This is a genomic window from Pseudomonas sp. AK181, from assembly GCF_051122975.1.
Classification (GTDB): Bacteria; Pseudomonadota; Gammaproteobacteria; order Pseudomonadales; family Pseudomonadaceae; genus Aquipseudomonas; species Aquipseudomonas lactis.
In genome coordinates this window covers 6,282,847-6,297,879 of sequence record NZ_CP146348.1, presented here as the reverse complement: position 1 = coordinate 6,297,879, position 15,033 = coordinate 6,282,847, and the positions used below count along the sequence as shown (strand labels likewise).

Annotated in this window: 12 protein-coding genes; 7 read left to right on the top strand and 5 right to left on the bottom strand. The window is 59.7% G+C overall.

Annotation, left to right across the window (positions count from 1 at the left end; all coding sequences use genetic code 11):
• Positions 1-118: 118 nt before the first annotated feature.
• From V8689_RS28675 to V8689_RS28660, 4 genes are all read right to left on the bottom strand, one after another.
• Positions 119-1,726: an alkaline phosphatase family protein gene (locus V8689_RS28675; protein WP_056782581.1), complete on the bottom strand. Its 1,608-nt coding sequence runs from the start codon at positions 1,724-1,726 to the stop codon at positions 119-121.
• Positions 1,727-1,840: 114 nt separating this feature from the next.
• Complete coding sequence (locus V8689_RS28670) at positions 1,841-2,362, bottom strand: right-handed parallel beta-helix repeat-containing protein (RefSeq protein WP_434520663.1); 522 nt, start codon at positions 2,360-2,362, stop codon at positions 1,841-1,843.
• A 400-nt stretch (positions 2,363-2,762) separates the two neighbouring features.
• The gene (locus V8689_RS28665) at positions 2,763-3,224 is read right to left on the bottom strand and encodes an HIT family protein (RefSeq protein ID WP_056782583.1); all 462 of its coding nucleotides are present in this window, start codon (positions 3,222-3,224) and stop codon (positions 2,763-2,765) included.
• Positions 3,225-3,324: 100 nt separating this feature from the next.
• Positions 3,325-4,269 (bottom strand): LysR family transcriptional regulator, encoded by a 945-nt coding sequence (locus tag V8689_RS28660; RefSeq protein WP_056782584.1) that lies wholly within the window; start codon positions 4,267-4,269, stop codon positions 3,325-3,327.
• A gap of 185 nt (positions 4,270-4,454) precedes the next feature.
• Between V8689_RS28660 and V8689_RS28655 the strand changes: the two genes are divergently transcribed.
• A complete protein-coding gene (locus V8689_RS28655) occupies positions 4,455-6,740 on the top strand; it encodes a TonB-dependent receptor (protein WP_397388750.1) in 2,286 nt (761 codons plus the stop codon).
• Here V8689_RS28655 and V8689_RS28650 read toward each other — a convergent pair.
• The gene (locus V8689_RS28650; protein ID WP_056782586.1) at positions 6,711-7,910 is read right to left on the bottom strand and encodes a CynX/NimT family MFS transporter; all 1,200 of its coding nucleotides are present in this window, start codon (positions 7,908-7,910) and stop codon (positions 6,711-6,713) included. The genes V8689_RS28655 and V8689_RS28650 overlap by 30 nt on opposite strands.
• Before the next feature lie 110 nt (positions 7,911-8,020).
• On the opposite strand from V8689_RS28650, the gene V8689_RS28645 reads away from it, so the two are divergent.
• From V8689_RS28645 to V8689_RS28620, 6 genes are all read left to right on the top strand, one after another.
• On the top strand, positions 8,021-8,872 hold the full coding sequence (locus V8689_RS28645; RefSeq protein ID WP_056782872.1) for a LysR family transcriptional regulator: 852 nt from the start codon (positions 8,021-8,023) through the stop codon (positions 8,870-8,872).
• 233 nt (positions 8,873-9,105) lie between these two features.
• The gene (locus V8689_RS28640) at positions 9,106-9,909 is read left to right on the top strand and encodes an energy transducer TonB (protein ID WP_056782587.1); all 804 of its coding nucleotides are present in this window, start codon (positions 9,106-9,108) and stop codon (positions 9,907-9,909) included.
• Between the two features lie 25 nt (positions 9,910-9,934).
• A complete protein-coding gene (locus V8689_RS28635) occupies positions 9,935-10,657 on the top strand; it encodes a MotA/TolQ/ExbB proton channel family protein (protein WP_150073379.1) in 723 nt (240 codons plus the stop codon).
• Positions 10,658-11,059 (top strand): ExbD/TolR family protein, encoded by a 402-nt coding sequence (locus tag V8689_RS28630; RefSeq protein WP_003187607.1) that lies wholly within the window; start codon positions 10,658-10,660, stop codon positions 11,057-11,059.
• A 185-nt stretch (positions 11,060-11,244) separates the two neighbouring features.
• Entirely contained in the window at positions 11,245-14,172 is a 2,928-nt protein-coding gene (locus tag V8689_RS28625; protein WP_434520662.1) for a glycosyltransferase family 32 protein, read from the top strand.
• Positions 14,173-14,412: 240 nt separating this feature from the next.
• Complete coding sequence (locus tag V8689_RS28620) at positions 14,413-14,994, top strand: alpha/beta hydrolase (protein ID WP_434520661.1); 582 nt, start codon at positions 14,413-14,415, stop codon at positions 14,992-14,994.
• The last annotated feature ends 39 nt before the right edge of the window (positions 14,995-15,033 follow it).

The window sequence follows — 15,033 nt, the reverse complement described above, 5'->3', positions numbered from 1 at the left end:
TGAGGTTAAAAAATGTGGGAGCGGGCTTGCTCGCGAATGCAGTGGGTCAGTTGATACATACGTCGACTGACACTGCGCATTCGCGAGCAAGCCCGCTCCCACATTTGGGTTGTGGTGTTTACCAGACCCCGATTTTCACCACTTTCTCTGCCTCTGGCTCACCATAACGAAACCATTGCCCGCGCACTTCAACTTCCGTGTGGCTGATGGTGGTGCGCCGCTTCAACCCGCGCAGCCAGTCGAACAGATAACCCAGGTGCGTCTCGCGCACTTCGGCATAGGCCGGATCGCTGCCCAGGTCGTGCAGTTCCTGCGGGTCGTTTTCCAGGTCGAACAGCTGCGGGCGAAAGCCGTCGTACGCCAGGTACTTCCAACGCTCGCTGCGCACCATGGTCATGCGGCAACGGTCGATGGGCTGTTCCAGGCGCTCGCGAGCGGGGGCCTGGAAGGCGTAGTCGTATTCGGCAATGGCATAGCGGCGCCAGGTGGGTTGCTCGCCCTGCAGCAATGGAATCAATGAGCGGCCTTCCAGGCGATGGTCGGCGGCGGGCAAGCCCAAGGCGTCGAGGAAGGTGGGCAGGGCGTCGATGGTTTCCACCAGACGCTCGTCCACGGTGCCGCGGCTGACATCGGCGCTGGCACGCGGGTCGCGCACGATCAACGGAATACCCACCGCAGGCTCCAGCAAGAATTCTTTTTCACCGAGGAAATGATCGCCGAGGAAGTCGCCGTGGTCGCTGGTAAACACGATCAGCGTGTCGTCCCAGCGGCCAGTGCCTTGCAGAAAATCAAACAGCCGCCCGAGTTGATCGTCGATCTGTTTGATCAGCCCCATGTAGGTGGGGATCACCGTGAGCCGCACCTCGTCGCGGGAAAAATTTACGCTCTCCTGGTGTTGGCGGAATGCCCGGTACACCGGGTGATCGCTGGTGTGTGCAGGTTGAATCGGTGCCTGTACATGCTCGGTACCGTACAGCGCGTGATAAGGCGCCGGCGCGATGTAGGGCCAGTGCGGCTTGATATATGAGAGGTGCAGGCACCACGGCTGTTCACCTTGCTCGTCGATAAAGTCGATGGCGCGGTCGGTGGTGTAGACGGTCTCCGAATGCTCTTCGGCCACCCGTGCGGGTTTGCCGGCGTTGCGCATGTGCCAGCCGCTGAGCACCTCGCCGTTTTCACCTTCGGCGGCGTTGGCCCATTCATGCCAGGGGTTGCGGCCGCTGTAGCCGTGATCGCGCAAGTATTGGGTGTAGGGCGCGGACTCGCGCTTATCGTCAAACAGCGGGCTGTCGGGGTAGATGCCGTCGTGGCGCAGATACGCGTCGAAGCCGACCTCATTGAGCGGCTCGGCCTGGGCACTGTCGGGGTCGATCTGCAGGCGCTGCAAGGCCTCAAGGTTGGGCGTGGCGTGGGTCTTGCCCACCAGGGCGGTGCGGATGCCGTGGGGGCGCAGGTAGTCGCCGATGGTCAGTTCTTCCAGGGGCAGCGGCACTGCGTTCCAGGCCACCTGATGGCTGCTGACATAGCGCCCGGTGTAGGCCGACATGCGCGATGGGCCGCAGATGGTGCCTTGTGTATAGGCACGGCTGAAACGCACGCCGGCGGTGGCCAGGCGGTCGATATTCGGCGTGTGCAGATGGGCGTGGCCGTAGCACGACAGGTAGTCGCGGCGCAGTTGGTCGCACATGATGTAGAGCACGTTGCGCACGGGTTTTGGTTCAGACATGGAGATTTACCGGACGGAGGACAGAAGCGTTTTTTCGCCGTTCGCAGGGGGGGCTGGCAAGTGCATTTGAGGTCTGGATTTTATGCAGGGAGTGCATGGGTGTGGCTGCTGGCGTCATCGCAGGCAAGCCAGCTCCCACAGGGGAATGCATTTCAAATGGGGAAGCCGGCCTGCCAGCCGACGCCCATCTACCTGAAGCCCCACGGTCAAATTGTGGGAGCTGGCTTGCCTGCGATGGCGGCCAGCCAGCCGACACTCATCTACCTGACACCCCACGGTCAAATTGTGGGAGCTGGCTTGCCTGCGATGGCGGCCCGCCAGCCGACACTCATCTACCTGACACTCCGCGATCAAATTGTGGGAGCTGGCTTGCCTGCGATGGCGGCCAGCCAGCCGACACTCATCTACCTGACACCCCACGATCAAATTGTGGGAGCTGGCTTGCCTGCGATGGCGGCCAGCCAGCCGACACTCATCTACCTGACACCCCACGATCAAATTGTGGGAGCTGGCTTGCCTGCGATGGCGGCCCGCCAGCCGACACTCATCTACCTGACACTCCGCGATCAAATTGTGGGAGCTGGCTTGCCTGCGATGGCGGCCAGCCAGCCGACACTCATCTACCTGACACCCCACGATCAACCTGTGGGAGCGGGCTTGCTCGCGAAGGCGGCCTGACAGCCGACCGGGATGTTGGATCAGGCCGAGTACCTATCCGTTATTTAGGTAACGGCCACTTAGGGTTCCGCCTGACGGCGGGTCACTTTGGAAAAGAGCCCCAAAGTAACCAAAGGGCTCTTGCCCCACCACTCGGCACCTCGCTTGGGCTCGGTGTGCCCGTAATCCGCCAGTGATTTGGGGGGCCGCCGCCACGCGCCATCCATGGCGCGGGGCGGCTAAACCGGCATCCCTGCCGGTTTACCCCCCAAATCCCTGTCGAATTCCGGCCAGCGTGGTTTAACGGGGCGCCTAAGATCAAGATCACAAGCAGATCAAGATCAAGAGCGGCTCGCTTCGCATCGTGGTTACCTTTGGCTTACTCGGCGAAGGACCTGATGTGAGCGGCCAGTTCTGCCAGCGCTGTATCGTCTGCCCTGGCAGCGTCATGGGAGGAGACATAGCCTTCATAGCGCTCAAAATATTTGTCCTGGGTCGAGCTGATTTTCTTGAAGGCGCTATCTTCCCCGGTCCCGTGCATCGGGAATAATTTGGCGTGCAGATGGTCGACGCCATAACCCTCCAAAATCATGCCCGTTCTGGCGACACCCTTTAGCGCTTTGTCCAAAAGCGTCGCCGTCTTCTTGGCCGCGATGACCAAGTCGCACAGCACGGTGTCCGGTTCGGCAAACGCATAGCTGCCGTGATGGGTTTTGGGGATGACGACACTGAACCCCGGGGTGTTGGGAAATATGGAGAGAAAAGCCATGTGGGTCTGGTCTTCCCATAGGAGATGGGCGGGAGCAGTGCCGCGGGCAATGCTGCAAAAGATACAGTCCATCAAACGTGCTTCCTCGTGCGGGTCAAAAGGTTATAGACCCTCTTGTAGGTGATCTTTGTTATCTAATGATGACTCACGGAGGTGACGGGCCGCCGCTTAGTCAGACCGCAATATTTTCCAGCGCATAAGCATCCTCGTCTCTCTCATCAATCTCCTTGATCTGCTCAATCATCGCCTGCGCCAACGGCGGCAACCGATACCCCGCGCGGCTGACGATCCCGTAGCGGGTGTACCTCTCCTCCAGGTTTTCGTCCAACCCCTCAATCTGCAAACACACCAATTCACCCCGCGCCATGTGCAGCACGTCGCTGTTGGCGCTGACGATACCGATGGCGTCCGAGCGCAGTACCACGCCCATGAGGCTGTAGCCGTTTTCGCATTCCACATTGGGCTGGTAATCCGGCCGGCCGCTAAGGTCGACGATGACTTTGCGCAGGTTCGGTGGGCGGATGGTCACGGCCAGCGGGTAGCTCATCAGCTCGGCGGCACTGATGCTGTTGCGCGCGGCCAAGGGGTGGCCGGCGCGGCAGCAGAAGTGCCAACGGCGCGGGCGCAGGCGGTGGGTGTGGTAGTCGGGGTTGGCTTCGAAGTGGCGGGTATCGGCGACGAAGAATTCGAACTCTTCGCTGAGCAGGCGCTTGCTCAGGCTTTGCCAGTCGTCCACCTGGAACTGCACACGGGCCTTGGGGTAGCGCCCGATAAAACTGCCGATGGCACGTGGGACTAACCCAGCTGCCGGCGCGGGGCCGCAACCGAAGCGCAGTTCACCGGCTTCCAGGCCGTTGAACTGGCTGATTTCGTTGGCCAATTGCTGGGCGCCGCTGACCAGGCGCCGTGCATGTTCGAGCAGCACCTGGCCTTGCTTGGTGGGCGCCAGGTCTTTGCGGCCACGGTCCACCAGTTGGCAGCCGGCACTGTGTTCCAGGGCCTGGATGCTGCGGCTGAACGCCGACTGCGACAGGTTCACCGCTGCGGCGGCCGCGACGAAACTGCGCTGTTCGGCGAGGGCGATGAAGTGGCGAAGCTGGCGCAAGTCGATATGCATTTTTCACATCAAAAATATCCGGGAAATGCATTGGCTATGCATTACGTCGACTCCTTATAAAGGCTATCTCTTATGCAGTAAATGTTCGTAAAAACATAAATAAATAACCTTTAGGAATATAAGGCGACGAGTATTCCAGGGTTCTGGAGCCGCTTATGAGTCTGTTCAAGTCCTTGCCCCTGGCTATGTTAGTGGCCGGCAGTACCAGTTGGTCGCCGGCCCAGGCCGCTGAAACCCCCGCGCCTGCCGGCAAGGGCGAAAGTGCCAGTGGCCAACTGGAAACTGTCACGGTGACTGCCCGGCGGCGGACCGAAAGTGCCCAGGCCGTGCCGACACCCATGAGCGTGGTCGGCGGCCAGGCCCTGGAAACCCAGCGGGTGTACCGCATCCAGGATTTGCAGCAACTGGTGCCCAGCGTCAACGTCGCCTACATGCATGCACGTCAGTCCAGCGTGTCGATCCGCGGCCTGGGCAACAACCCGGCCAGCGATGGCCTGGAAGGCAGCGTGGGGCTGTATATCGACAACGTCTACCTGGGTCGCCCGGGCATGGCGGTGTTCGACCTGATGGATATCGAGCAGCTTGAGGTTTTGCGCGGTCCCCAGGGCACGTTGTTCGGCAAGAACACCACCGCTGGCGTGATCAATATCAGCACCCGCGCGCCGAGTTTTACTCCGGAGCGCAGCATCGAAACCTCCCTGGGCGAGGACGGTTATTTCCAGACCAAGGGCACGATTTCCGGACCCCTGACCGATGACCTGGCAGGGCGTTTCTCGGCCTATCGCACACGCAGCGACGGCGACATCAAGAATGAACACGACGGCCATGATCTGAACGGCGGTTCACGCCAGGGCTTTCGCGGGCAACTGCTGTACAAGCCCAACGAAGCCTTCAACCTGCGCTGGATCGGCGACTACAACGAAGAAGACTCCAGCGCCGGCACCCGCGTGCTGTACAGCACCGGGCCGACCATCAACGGTACCAACCTGTATCAATCCCGCGCCAACGCGGCAGGCGCCACCCTGGTGGACGGCACCCATCGCAAGGTCAACCTGGACAACGACCAGCACGTCACGGTGTTCCAGGGCGGTACGTCGCTGGAAGCCAACTGGACGTTGCCCAGCGACTTCACCCTGACCTCGGTGAGCTCTTACCGCTGGTGGAATTTCACCCCGCGCAACGATGATGGCCTCAACGTACCAGCGTCGTATAACGCCGGGGTTTCGGTGGAAGATAAGCAGTGGTCCCAGGAATTCCGCCTGGCGTCGCCCAGCGGTGGTTTCTTCGATTATGTGCTCGGTGCCTATTACTTCGGCTCTGACCTGGATAACAAATCCTTCGCTTACTACGGGCCCAAGGCCGATATTTGGAACGGCACGCCTGCCGGTGCGTTGAGCAACGTGAGCAGTGTGGGCAACGGGCATATCCGCACCGACAGCTTTGCGCTGTTCGCCCAAGGCACCTGGCACCTGACCGAGCGCCTAGATTTCACCGCCGGGGTGCGCGGCACCTACGAAGAGAAAAGCGCCTGGGTCACGCGCAATGCGCCAGTCGGTGGCGCGGCGGTCAGCGGGGCTGCCGCCACGGCGCGGCGTGGGCGTACCGGGGCCTATGACTCGGGCGACCTGTCGCAATACAGCGCCACGCCGTCGGGGCTGCTCAACCTCAGTTATCACTTCAGCGAAAACCTGCTGGGCTACGCGACGCTGTCCCATGGCGAGAAGTCCGGCGGTGTGAACCTGGCGGTGGGGTCTGCGCCCACAGCCGGGGCCGACTCGTTGCTGATCGGCACCGAGCGTGCCAATAACGCCGAGCTGGGCTTCAAGAGCACGTTGTGGGACCGCCGCCTGCAGCTCAATGCCAACCTGTTCTGGACCCAGGTCAACGGCTACCAGACCAACGCCTACGACCAGGACAACCGCGTGCAGTACCTGACCAACGCCGGCTCGGTGCGCTCGCGGGGTGTGGAAGTGGAAAGCACCCTGGTGCCGATCAAGGGCCTGACCCTGAACATCAATGGCTCCTTCAATGACGTGACGTACCTGTCTTACAAGGACGCGCCATGCCCGCCGGAAACCAGCCTGCGTCCCGGTGCGCCGGCGTCCTGCGACTTGAGCGGCCATCAGGTAGTGGGCGCCTCCAAGTGGATCGCCAACGCCAACGGCGAGTACAAATGGAACCTGGCGAACGGCTTCGAACCTTACATCACCGCCAGCTACGCGTTCCGTTCCAAGGCGGTGGGCACGGTGGAAGATTCCGACTACGGGCAGATCCCGGCGTATGCGGTGGTCAACCTGTCTACCGGTTTGCGCGGCGACTATGACCAAGGGCAGTGGGATGTGTCGCTGTGGCTGAAAAACGCCTTCGACAAAACCTACTACACCACCCTTTGGACCGGCGGTAATGGCGGTTACGAGGGCTTGCTGGGCACGCCGCGGACCTTAGGCGTGACTGGGCGCTACGACTTCTAGGTCGGTGCGATAGGTGGCCGGGCTGAACACCCGCGTCACCAGCAGCATCGCTACCGCTGTCACCGTCAGCACCACCCAGGCACTGACAAAGTGGCCGGTAAGCTCGCGCAGCCAGCCGGTCAGCCATGGTGAAATCGCATTGATCAAAAAGCCCACGCCTTGCACGAACGCCGCCAGTTGCCCGGCTTGGCGAGGGTCGCGATGGTGGTCGAGGGTCAGCAGCAGGCTCAGGGCGAAACAGGCGCCCAGGCCGAAGCCGCACAAGGCCACCCACAGGTGAGGATATTCCTGCGGCGCAATGATCAGGCCCAGGTAGCCAATGGTTTGCGCCAACAGGCTGATGCTGAGTAATGGGCGACGGTCGATACCGCGTTGCGCCAGCACTGGCATCAGCAGGGCGGCAGTCACCTGAAAAATCGTCATGAACGCCAGCAATGAACCGCTGGGCAGCACGCCCCAGCCCAGTTGCTGATAGTAGGCCGGCAGCCACGCCACCATGCTCATGTAGCCGCAGTTCACCAGGCCGAAATACAGCGCCAGCAGCCAGGCGCGCCGGTTGCGTAACCCTTTGAACGCAGGTGCCCGCTGTGGGTTTCGCGCCGCCCCCAGCGGCAGCCAGGCCCACAGCAGCAGTGCCCCCAGCGCCGGCAAGAGCCATACACCCAAGCCCGCCTGCCATTGCTCGAAATGCGTGGCCACCACTGGGCTGAGCAGCGCCGCCAGCCCACCGCCGGCCATCAGCGACGCCGAGTACACCCCCATCGCCACCGGCACACGGTGATGAAACTCGCGCTTGATCATCGCCGGCACCAACGCCTGGATCAGCGCCACGCCTGCACCGCCGAGCAGCGCAGTGACCAGCAGCGCCGAGGCCTGGCCCATCAGCCAGCGCGCCAGGCACGCCAGCAGAATCATCAACAAGCCCAGGGCGATGCCACGCCGTTCGCCCAAGCGAGCCTCCACGCGCACACCCACCAGTGCCACCAACCCCATGCAGATCACCGGCAGGCTGGTGAGCAAGGCACTGCTCTGAAAGCTCAAGCCGGTGGCCTGGCGAATCTCACCGAGCAAGGGGCTGATGGAGCTGAGGATGGGGCGCAGGTTCAGGCCGAGCACCACCAGCAGGCCCCAGCCGGCAAGTCGTCCGGCGAGTGTCGTGTTCAGCGTCATGGTAGGCAGGGTCCGCGTGGGCAAAGGGGGGATGAGTATGGCGAGGCGCCAAGGTATGCTGAAATTAAATATAACCATGCCAACCAGTGGCAAACGCAATGGTGATGAGTGTGTTCGATCCCGTGTTGTTGCGCAGCTTTGTCGCCGTGGTGGACTGCGGCAATTTCACCCGCGCCGCCGAGCGCCTGCATTTGACCCAGTCTACCGTCAGCCAGCAGATCCGCCGCCTGGAAGACGCGGTGACGTGCCAGTTACTCGATCGCCACCAGCGCCGTGTGGTGCCCACCACCGAGGGCGAACGTCTGCTCGCCTATGCGCGGCGCATTCTGGCCCTGCATGAAGAAGCCGCCGATGTGCTGATCAACCAGCAAAGCGACGGCGTACTGCGCCTTGGCGTGCCGGAGGATTTTGCCGCCGAGCGCCTGATGCCTTTGCTCTCGGCGTTCGTCGTGGCTTATCCACGGGTTCGACTGGAAGTCACCAGCGGGCTGGGCCCCGAATTGCAGCGTCAGTATCGGGGCGGTGAGTTTGACGTGTTGCTGGTCAAGCAAATGGGCGACAGCGACGACTGTGTAGCGTCGTGGCCCGAGCCCTTGTATTGGGTCGACAGCCTCAGCACGCCGGCGCTGGGCCGTGACCCACTGCCGCTGGTGGCCTTTCCGGTAGGCGGCCTGTATCGCAATGACATGCTCCACCATCTTGAGCGTGCCGGTTGGCGTTGGCGCATCGGCTATTGCAGTGCCAGCCTGGCCAGTGTGTGTTCGGCGGTGGCGGCGGGGTTGGGCATCAGTTTATTGCCGGAGCGAGTGTTGCAACCGGGCCATCGCATACTCGGCGCCGACAGTGGGCTGCCCGTCGTGCATGGCGTGCGGTTGGCGCTGTATGGCCGCCCTGGCCTGGGCGCGGCGGGGCAGACATTGCTGAGTGAATTGCTCGCTTTATGCGCGGGAAACCCGCACTGATCGATACCTTTGCCGAATATTTTGCATGCCTTCAAAGCATTGAAAAACCGCGGCTGGGCGCAAGGCCACGGCGGACGCGGGCTGGCGCCGTGTGGTCGTCCTTATTATTCAATTTTGATCTATGTATAACTTTAAAGATTACTTTAAGAGATAAGTGTCTGGCCCCGATGATTCAGCCCTAGACGGCCCTGCATACAGGCCCGTCGGTTTTCAGAACCGCAGGGAGTGAATCAATGGGCAATGTCCAGACCGCCGCCAGTGCACCCGAGGCGCAGTGGCGCCAGGCACCGAGTGGTGAGTTGGTCGACCTTGGCCGGCCGCATCGCGCGCCGTTGGGGCAATTGCGTTTGCAAAAGACTCCGAAGCGTTTCTCCAGCCGCCGTGAAGGGATTTTGCTGGGGCTGCTGGTGTTGGCCTTGCATGGCGCGGTGATCTATTGGGTAAGTCAGAAGCCCACGCCGGTGCTGCCGATTGTGCCGCCGGAAATTCCGCCGATGACCATCGAATTTTCCCAGCCGGCACCGCCTGTGGTTGAGCCGCCACCGCCAGCACCGCCGCCCGTGGTCGAGCCACCACCGCCGCCAGTGGTGGATGAGTTGGCCACCAAGCCGGCGCCGCCCAAACCGGTGCCAAAACCCAAGCCCGCGCCTAAACCTGCGCCCAAGCCTGTACCCAAAGCGGTCGAGCCGCCGCCAGTGCCAACACCACCGACGCCAGCGCCAGCCGCTGCGCCAGTGCCCGTGGCGCCCGCGCCGGTGACACCCGCGTCGGCCAACGCCGCGTACCTGAAGAACCCGGCGCCGGAGTACCCGTCACTGGCTCAGCGTCGCGGTTGGGAAGGCACGGTGTTGCTGCGGGTGCAGGTGCTGGCCAGCGGCAAGCCGGGGGAGATCCAGGTGCAAAAAAGCAGCGGTCGCCAGCAATTGGATGACGCGGCATTGGCGGCAGTGAAGCGCTGGAGTTTCGTGCCGGCCAAGCAGGGTGATGTGGCCCAGAACGGCTGGGTCAGCGTGCCCATCGATTTCAAGATTCATTAATTATTCAGCGGCGCAGAGGGAAAACATCATGGCATTGGCATCTCCACTTGAATCCATCGAAAGCGCGGTGATCTGGCTGCTGGTGGCCTTTTCGGTCGCTACCTGGGGCCTGGCCTTGCTCAAGGGCGTGCAGTTCGGGCGTCTCAAGGCTCAGGATCGCAAGTTTCACAAACAGTTCTGGGCGGCATCGAGCCTCGATGCCGCCGCAGAACTTGCCGAAACCCAGCCCGGCGCCGCCGCCCGTGTGGCCCAGGCCGGTTACGCGGCGATCCAAGTGGGAGACGCCACCCATGCTGCGGATTTGAGCCAGGCAATCAACCATCAAGATCGCCTCGAACGTGCCCTGCGCCAGCAGATCGTGCGTGAGCGTCGCTCCCTGGAAACCGGCCTGGCCGTGGTCGCCAGCATCGGCAGCACCTCGCCGTTTATCGGCCTGTTTGGCACCGTGTGGGGCATCATGGAAGCGCTGAAGGGGATCAGCGCCGCCGGGTCCGCCAGCCTGGAAACCGTGGCAGGCCCGATCGGGGCGGCGTTGGTCGCGACCGGCGTGGGGATCGCCGTCGCGGTGCCTGCGGTGCTGGTCTACAACTATTTCCTGCGTCGCCTGAAGCTGACGGCGGCAGACCTGGATGACTTTGCCCACGACTTCTACAGCCTGGCGCAGAAAAACGCGTTCCGCGTGCTGCTGCACCCGACGTTGGCCAAGGCCAGCGCCGGCAGCCCGCAGAAAGTAAAGGAGGCGTCCTGAATGGCCTTCTCCACGCAAGACAGCGATGAGGTGCTGAGCGAGATCAACGTCACGCCGCTGGTGGACGTGATGCTGGTGCTGCTGGTGGTGTTCATCGTCACCGCGCCGCTGTTGACCAACTCCATCCCGATCAACTTGCCCAAGACCCAGGCCGTGGCGCCGGTTGAGCAGAAAGACCCGCTGGTAGTGAGCATCGACGGCGCAGGCAAAGTGTTTATCAACAAGGACGCCATCCAGCCGGACCTGCTGGAATTCAACCTGCAGGCGGCCAAGGCCAAGGACCCCGATGTGCGGGTGCAACTGCAGGCTGACGATGGGGTGAATTATGGCGAAGTGGCGCGTGCCATGGCGTCGATCGAGCGTGCAGGCATTACCAAGTTGTCGGTGATCACCGCACGTTAGTTTCAAAAAGTCTCGACAGTTTTTGGGCCGCTTTCCTTGGCAGGGTGCGGCCTTTTTTTATTTGAGGACTACCTATTTACAGATGTTGCATAGGTAAAGAATTTACATGTTTGCGAGCGTGCAATTTTCGGTGGCATGCTTATGCTGGTTGGCGCATGGAGTGATTTAATTAATGGAGTAATTGAATGTCTATACGGTTTCCTGTTCAAGTGGTGAGTACGTTCGTTAATCCGCCTGTAAAGGTTGAAAAGCCTGAAGAAAAGCCTCCCGTAATGGCATCTTCAAACTACCGAACGCCGGGTCATCCATCGGCCTGTATCTTGCCCACGCCAGCTGATTATAAGAGAAAAAATAGTGTATTGCAGGGTGCTGAAGCAAAGCCTGCGCCAGGAGGCGCAAGCAACGGCAGTTCGACATTGAAGAAGAATGCGGGTTTGGAATCTTACATCAGTAAGCATTCCTCCGACTTTGTAACGCCCGAAAAAGAAATTTCCAGTATTTTGTCTGAAAAGATAAAACAGCAGTGGGGCGTGGATATTGACCCCGATAAGACCTATTTGGTGACATTTAAAAGTGACAGTGAAGATGAAAAGGAAGTAGTGGAAAAAATCACCCTGACACAAGCGGCATTGAAAAACAGGCAAGATGTAACGATTGAAGATAATGAGAACTGGTTTGTAAAAATTGCTAAGTACTTCTCGCCGGTGGTGTATGTGTACAACAAGATTGACGGCTGGGTGCAGGAAGCAAACAGTCGCCAAGGTATTTATCGTGAACCCAGTGCGCCGGGTGATGCTCCGTATAATGCCGACACTCGCGTTTCCATACCGGTGGATGGCTTCAAGTCACTAGTCTGGGATACAGACCGGACCAGCATGTATAAAAAAACCCTTGATGGGTTTTGGGACAAACACACCGACTCTTATGCGGCATTGAGTAAAATCTCCTTTGTCAAAGCCATCAATCTGCAGCGCCTGGAAGGGACCCTTGGCCCTGCCGAGACGGCACTGGCCCAGCGTGCGTTGGGGCCTGTGGCGCAAAAGGATTGGTCCGAGCTGACGGTCCAGGACTTTAAAGAGGCTGCCGTGAAGGACCCGGACCTGGACATCGGCTTGCTGAGCATCAATGGGTTTCAGTCGACCGACTTGATGTGCGTGACCGACCGGAAAACCCAGCTGACATTGCTTTACATCCCAGGCAACTCCTCGCCAATACATCGTTTCGATAACCCGCAACAAATAAGCAATTGGCTGGCTAAGCAAGCCAGTGATCCGGCAAAGCGCGAATCCTTGTTGTCGCACTTTTCGCTGGCGGACCAGGGCGAAAGGATTTTTTCAGACGGTGTACGTCAAACCTTGGTGGGGATGGGCACTTGGTCTGATCATCAGGCGGCCGGGAGTTCTATCCTTGGCACGCTCAACGGCTGGGTGCCGGAGCGCTACGTTTCGATTGATCCGATAAGCAACGACCCTTTTGAAGCCATCAAGGTTCGACAAAAGGCGCGGTCGTATTCGGATGCTGAAAATGCGATTGTCAGTGACGGTGACTACAACAAGAACAAGGCCCTGCAGATTGTTGAAGAAGCCACGAAGGTCGCCATGTTCATGACGCCGCTGGCATTGGTGATGCCGGAGGTAGCAATAGCCCTGGATGTTTTCTTCCTGGCTGCCGGGGCCACCCAGGCGGGTATCGGCATTGACGATGCCGTCAAAGGTAAAGCGACAGCGTCTGACCGTATCGTTTTTGGGGTGTTGAACGCTGTACCGCCGTTGGCTACACATGCACCGGCGCCGCTTGCGAAAGTGACCGGGCGGATGGCCGGCGGTGGCCTGGCAACGGAGGTAGATGCCGCCGCCCAGGCGCCCGCTCAAGTGAATGAGCAAGGCCGCCCGTTCTTCAACCCGCCTCGACATGTGAACGGGCATATTGGGTACCCGATGAGTCCCGTTTCGACGCCGGCGATCCTTGATGAATTCACGGTTCCCATGGACGGTGTCCATCAAATGTTCTCCAAAGACTACATGGTTCATGTGGGGCAATACGGCACGAAAGTCACCTATGACATACAGGCCGGCCTTTGGCGTGGGCTTAGAGAAAATGGTCAAGTTAATGACCTGTTTTATTGGCGTGACGGTCGAGGAAAATGGCAAGCGGGTTCAAAGGCCGAAGCGGTTGCCGGAAGCAAAAACTCCCCGGCTTCCATCATAAATAAGACCCTCAAGCTACCGCGGTTGCCGTCGCTGCCGTCGGGTGCGACCGAAGTGCCCAAGGTGATCCATTATTTTTGGGCCGGTAATGAAATGCCAGAGCACTTGCTGGAAAATATCATGGAAAATTCCAGAAAAAGTCCTGGTTACAAGTCAATCGTTCATGTGGATGCCAATGATGCGGATGCGTTCCAGAAAATAAAGGCGGCGCTGGATCACAAAGTCGGTGGGCTTGAAGTGCATAACTTGAAGGAAGATGAAGCCTTTCAAGAGCTGAATGCTGGAAAGTATGGGGAGATGTATCAGTATTTTCGTTCAGGGCAAGGGCAAAATTTATCTGCGTCATCGGACGTGATGCGCGTGGCCTTGATGAAGAAGTACGGTGGCATTTACCTGGATACGGACGATACATTGGAATTTAACGTGGGAGAGGTCACGCTGAAAGCCACGCCCAATGATATTTTGATGAACTCGCCGGTGACTTATGAACCGACGGACTTTGCAGGGTTTAACACCAGCAATTTTGCAAGTCACCCGGATAATCCGTTATTCGATAAGATTTTGGAGGAGTCGTATCAGCGGTATAAAGCCAACGAATCTTGGTTTACCAGTCATCGACCGTTCCTAAAGGAGGGGGCAACCGCCGCAGAACAGCAGGCTTATAAGGCGTATGAAACGAAGATATTCGAGGTTACCGGGCCGAGAATGTTTGGTGATGTGTTGGAGCGAGAAAAATATGGATTTTTTCCGCTCGTTGATGAAATTACAGAACTACTGAATGCGCGTCTTTTATTCCCTGACGATTATGCAAAGAGCTACATGAAAGTGCGCGACTTTTATATGGCAATGAACCATAAATTTGGCGTCTCCATCGGCGCAGAGCACTCCATGCATCATTCGCGTTGAGTCGGCAAAGCGTGGCGAGTCACTCGCAGTGGCTTGCGTGAATCCAACCTGCTGACAGTCTGCGCGGCAGCTATCGCCCCCCTGGCACCGTGGTGTCGAAGGGGGCGATGGTTGGGTGCTCGCAGGTTTCGAAATGTAAATTCCATATAGTTATTAATAAATTCCTTTTTATTCCTTATTTGGTTGTTGAGCGGCCTCTATACTGGTCAGCAACGTTAAACGCTGCAGGAGGGCACACCCATGCACAGCGAGTGGATTCGTTATCTGATCGTGCCGGGCTGGCAAGGATCGCCAGAAGATCATTGGCAAACCCATTGGCAGAACAGCTTGCCCAACAGCGCGCGGGTGGAGCAAGCCGATTGGCTGACGCCGCGTCGTGAGGACTGGGTGGCCTCGCTGGCCGAGGCCATCGCTGCCGATAGCACGCCGGTCATCCTGATCGCCCACAGTCTGGGTTGCATCACGGTGGCCCACTGGGCCGCTACCGCTCCCGTGCAGTTCTTGCGGCAGGTGCGCGGCGCATTGCTGGTAGCCCCTGCGGATGTCGAGCGCCCTGCGTGTGCGCCCGCCCTGCGTAACTTCGCACCGATTCCCATCGATTTGTTGCCATTCCCCACCCAGGTGGTCAGCTCCGACAACGACAGTGCCGTGAGCACCCCCAGGGCTCTGGAACTGGCGCGTCAGTGGGGCGCCGAAGCCGGCATCCTGTCGGGCGCCGGGCATATCAATGTGAAGTCCGGCCACCGGCGGTGGGAGCAAGGTTTTGCTTACCTCTACCGTCTGCAACATCGCCTCGAGCATCACGCCCGGCGCAGCGCCTAATATTTTTTCAACGCCCCGTCCCTGAGTGGATTGGGGCGG

Bases quoted from the DNA above. Each gene is read 5' to 3' on its own strand.
- V8689_RS28660 (WP_056782584.1), bottom strand. From the start codon at position 4,269: ATGCATATCGACTTGCGCCAGCTTCGCCACTTCATCGCCCTCGCCGAA.
- V8689_RS28655 (WP_397388750.1), top strand. From the start codon at position 4,455: ATGTTAGTGGCCGGCAGTACCAGTTGGTCGCCGGCCCAGGCCGCTGAA.
- V8689_RS28650 (WP_056782586.1), bottom strand. From the start codon at position 7,910: ATGACGCTGAACACGACACTCGCCGGACGACTTGCCGGCTGGGGCCTG.
- V8689_RS28625 (WP_434520662.1), top strand. From the start codon at position 11,245: ATGTCTATACGGTTTCCTGTTCAAGTGGTGAGTACGTTCGTTAATCCG.
- V8689_RS28675 (WP_056782581.1), bottom strand. From the start codon at position 1,726: ATGTCTGAACCAAAACCCGTGCGCAACGTGCTCTACATCATGTGCGAC.
- V8689_RS28640 (WP_056782587.1), top strand. From the start codon at position 9,106: ATGGGCAATGTCCAGACCGCCGCCAGTGCACCCGAGGCGCAGTGGCGC.
- V8689_RS28630 (WP_003187607.1), top strand. From the start codon at position 10,658: ATGGCCTTCTCCACGCAAGACAGCGATGAGGTGCTGAGCGAGATCAAC.
- V8689_RS28665 (WP_056782583.1), bottom strand. From the start codon at position 3,224: ATGGACTGTATCTTTTGCAGCATTGCCCGCGGCACTGCTCCCGCCCAT.
- V8689_RS28620 (WP_434520661.1), top strand. From the start codon at position 14,413: ATGCACAGCGAGTGGATTCGTTATCTGATCGTGCCGGGCTGGCAAGGA.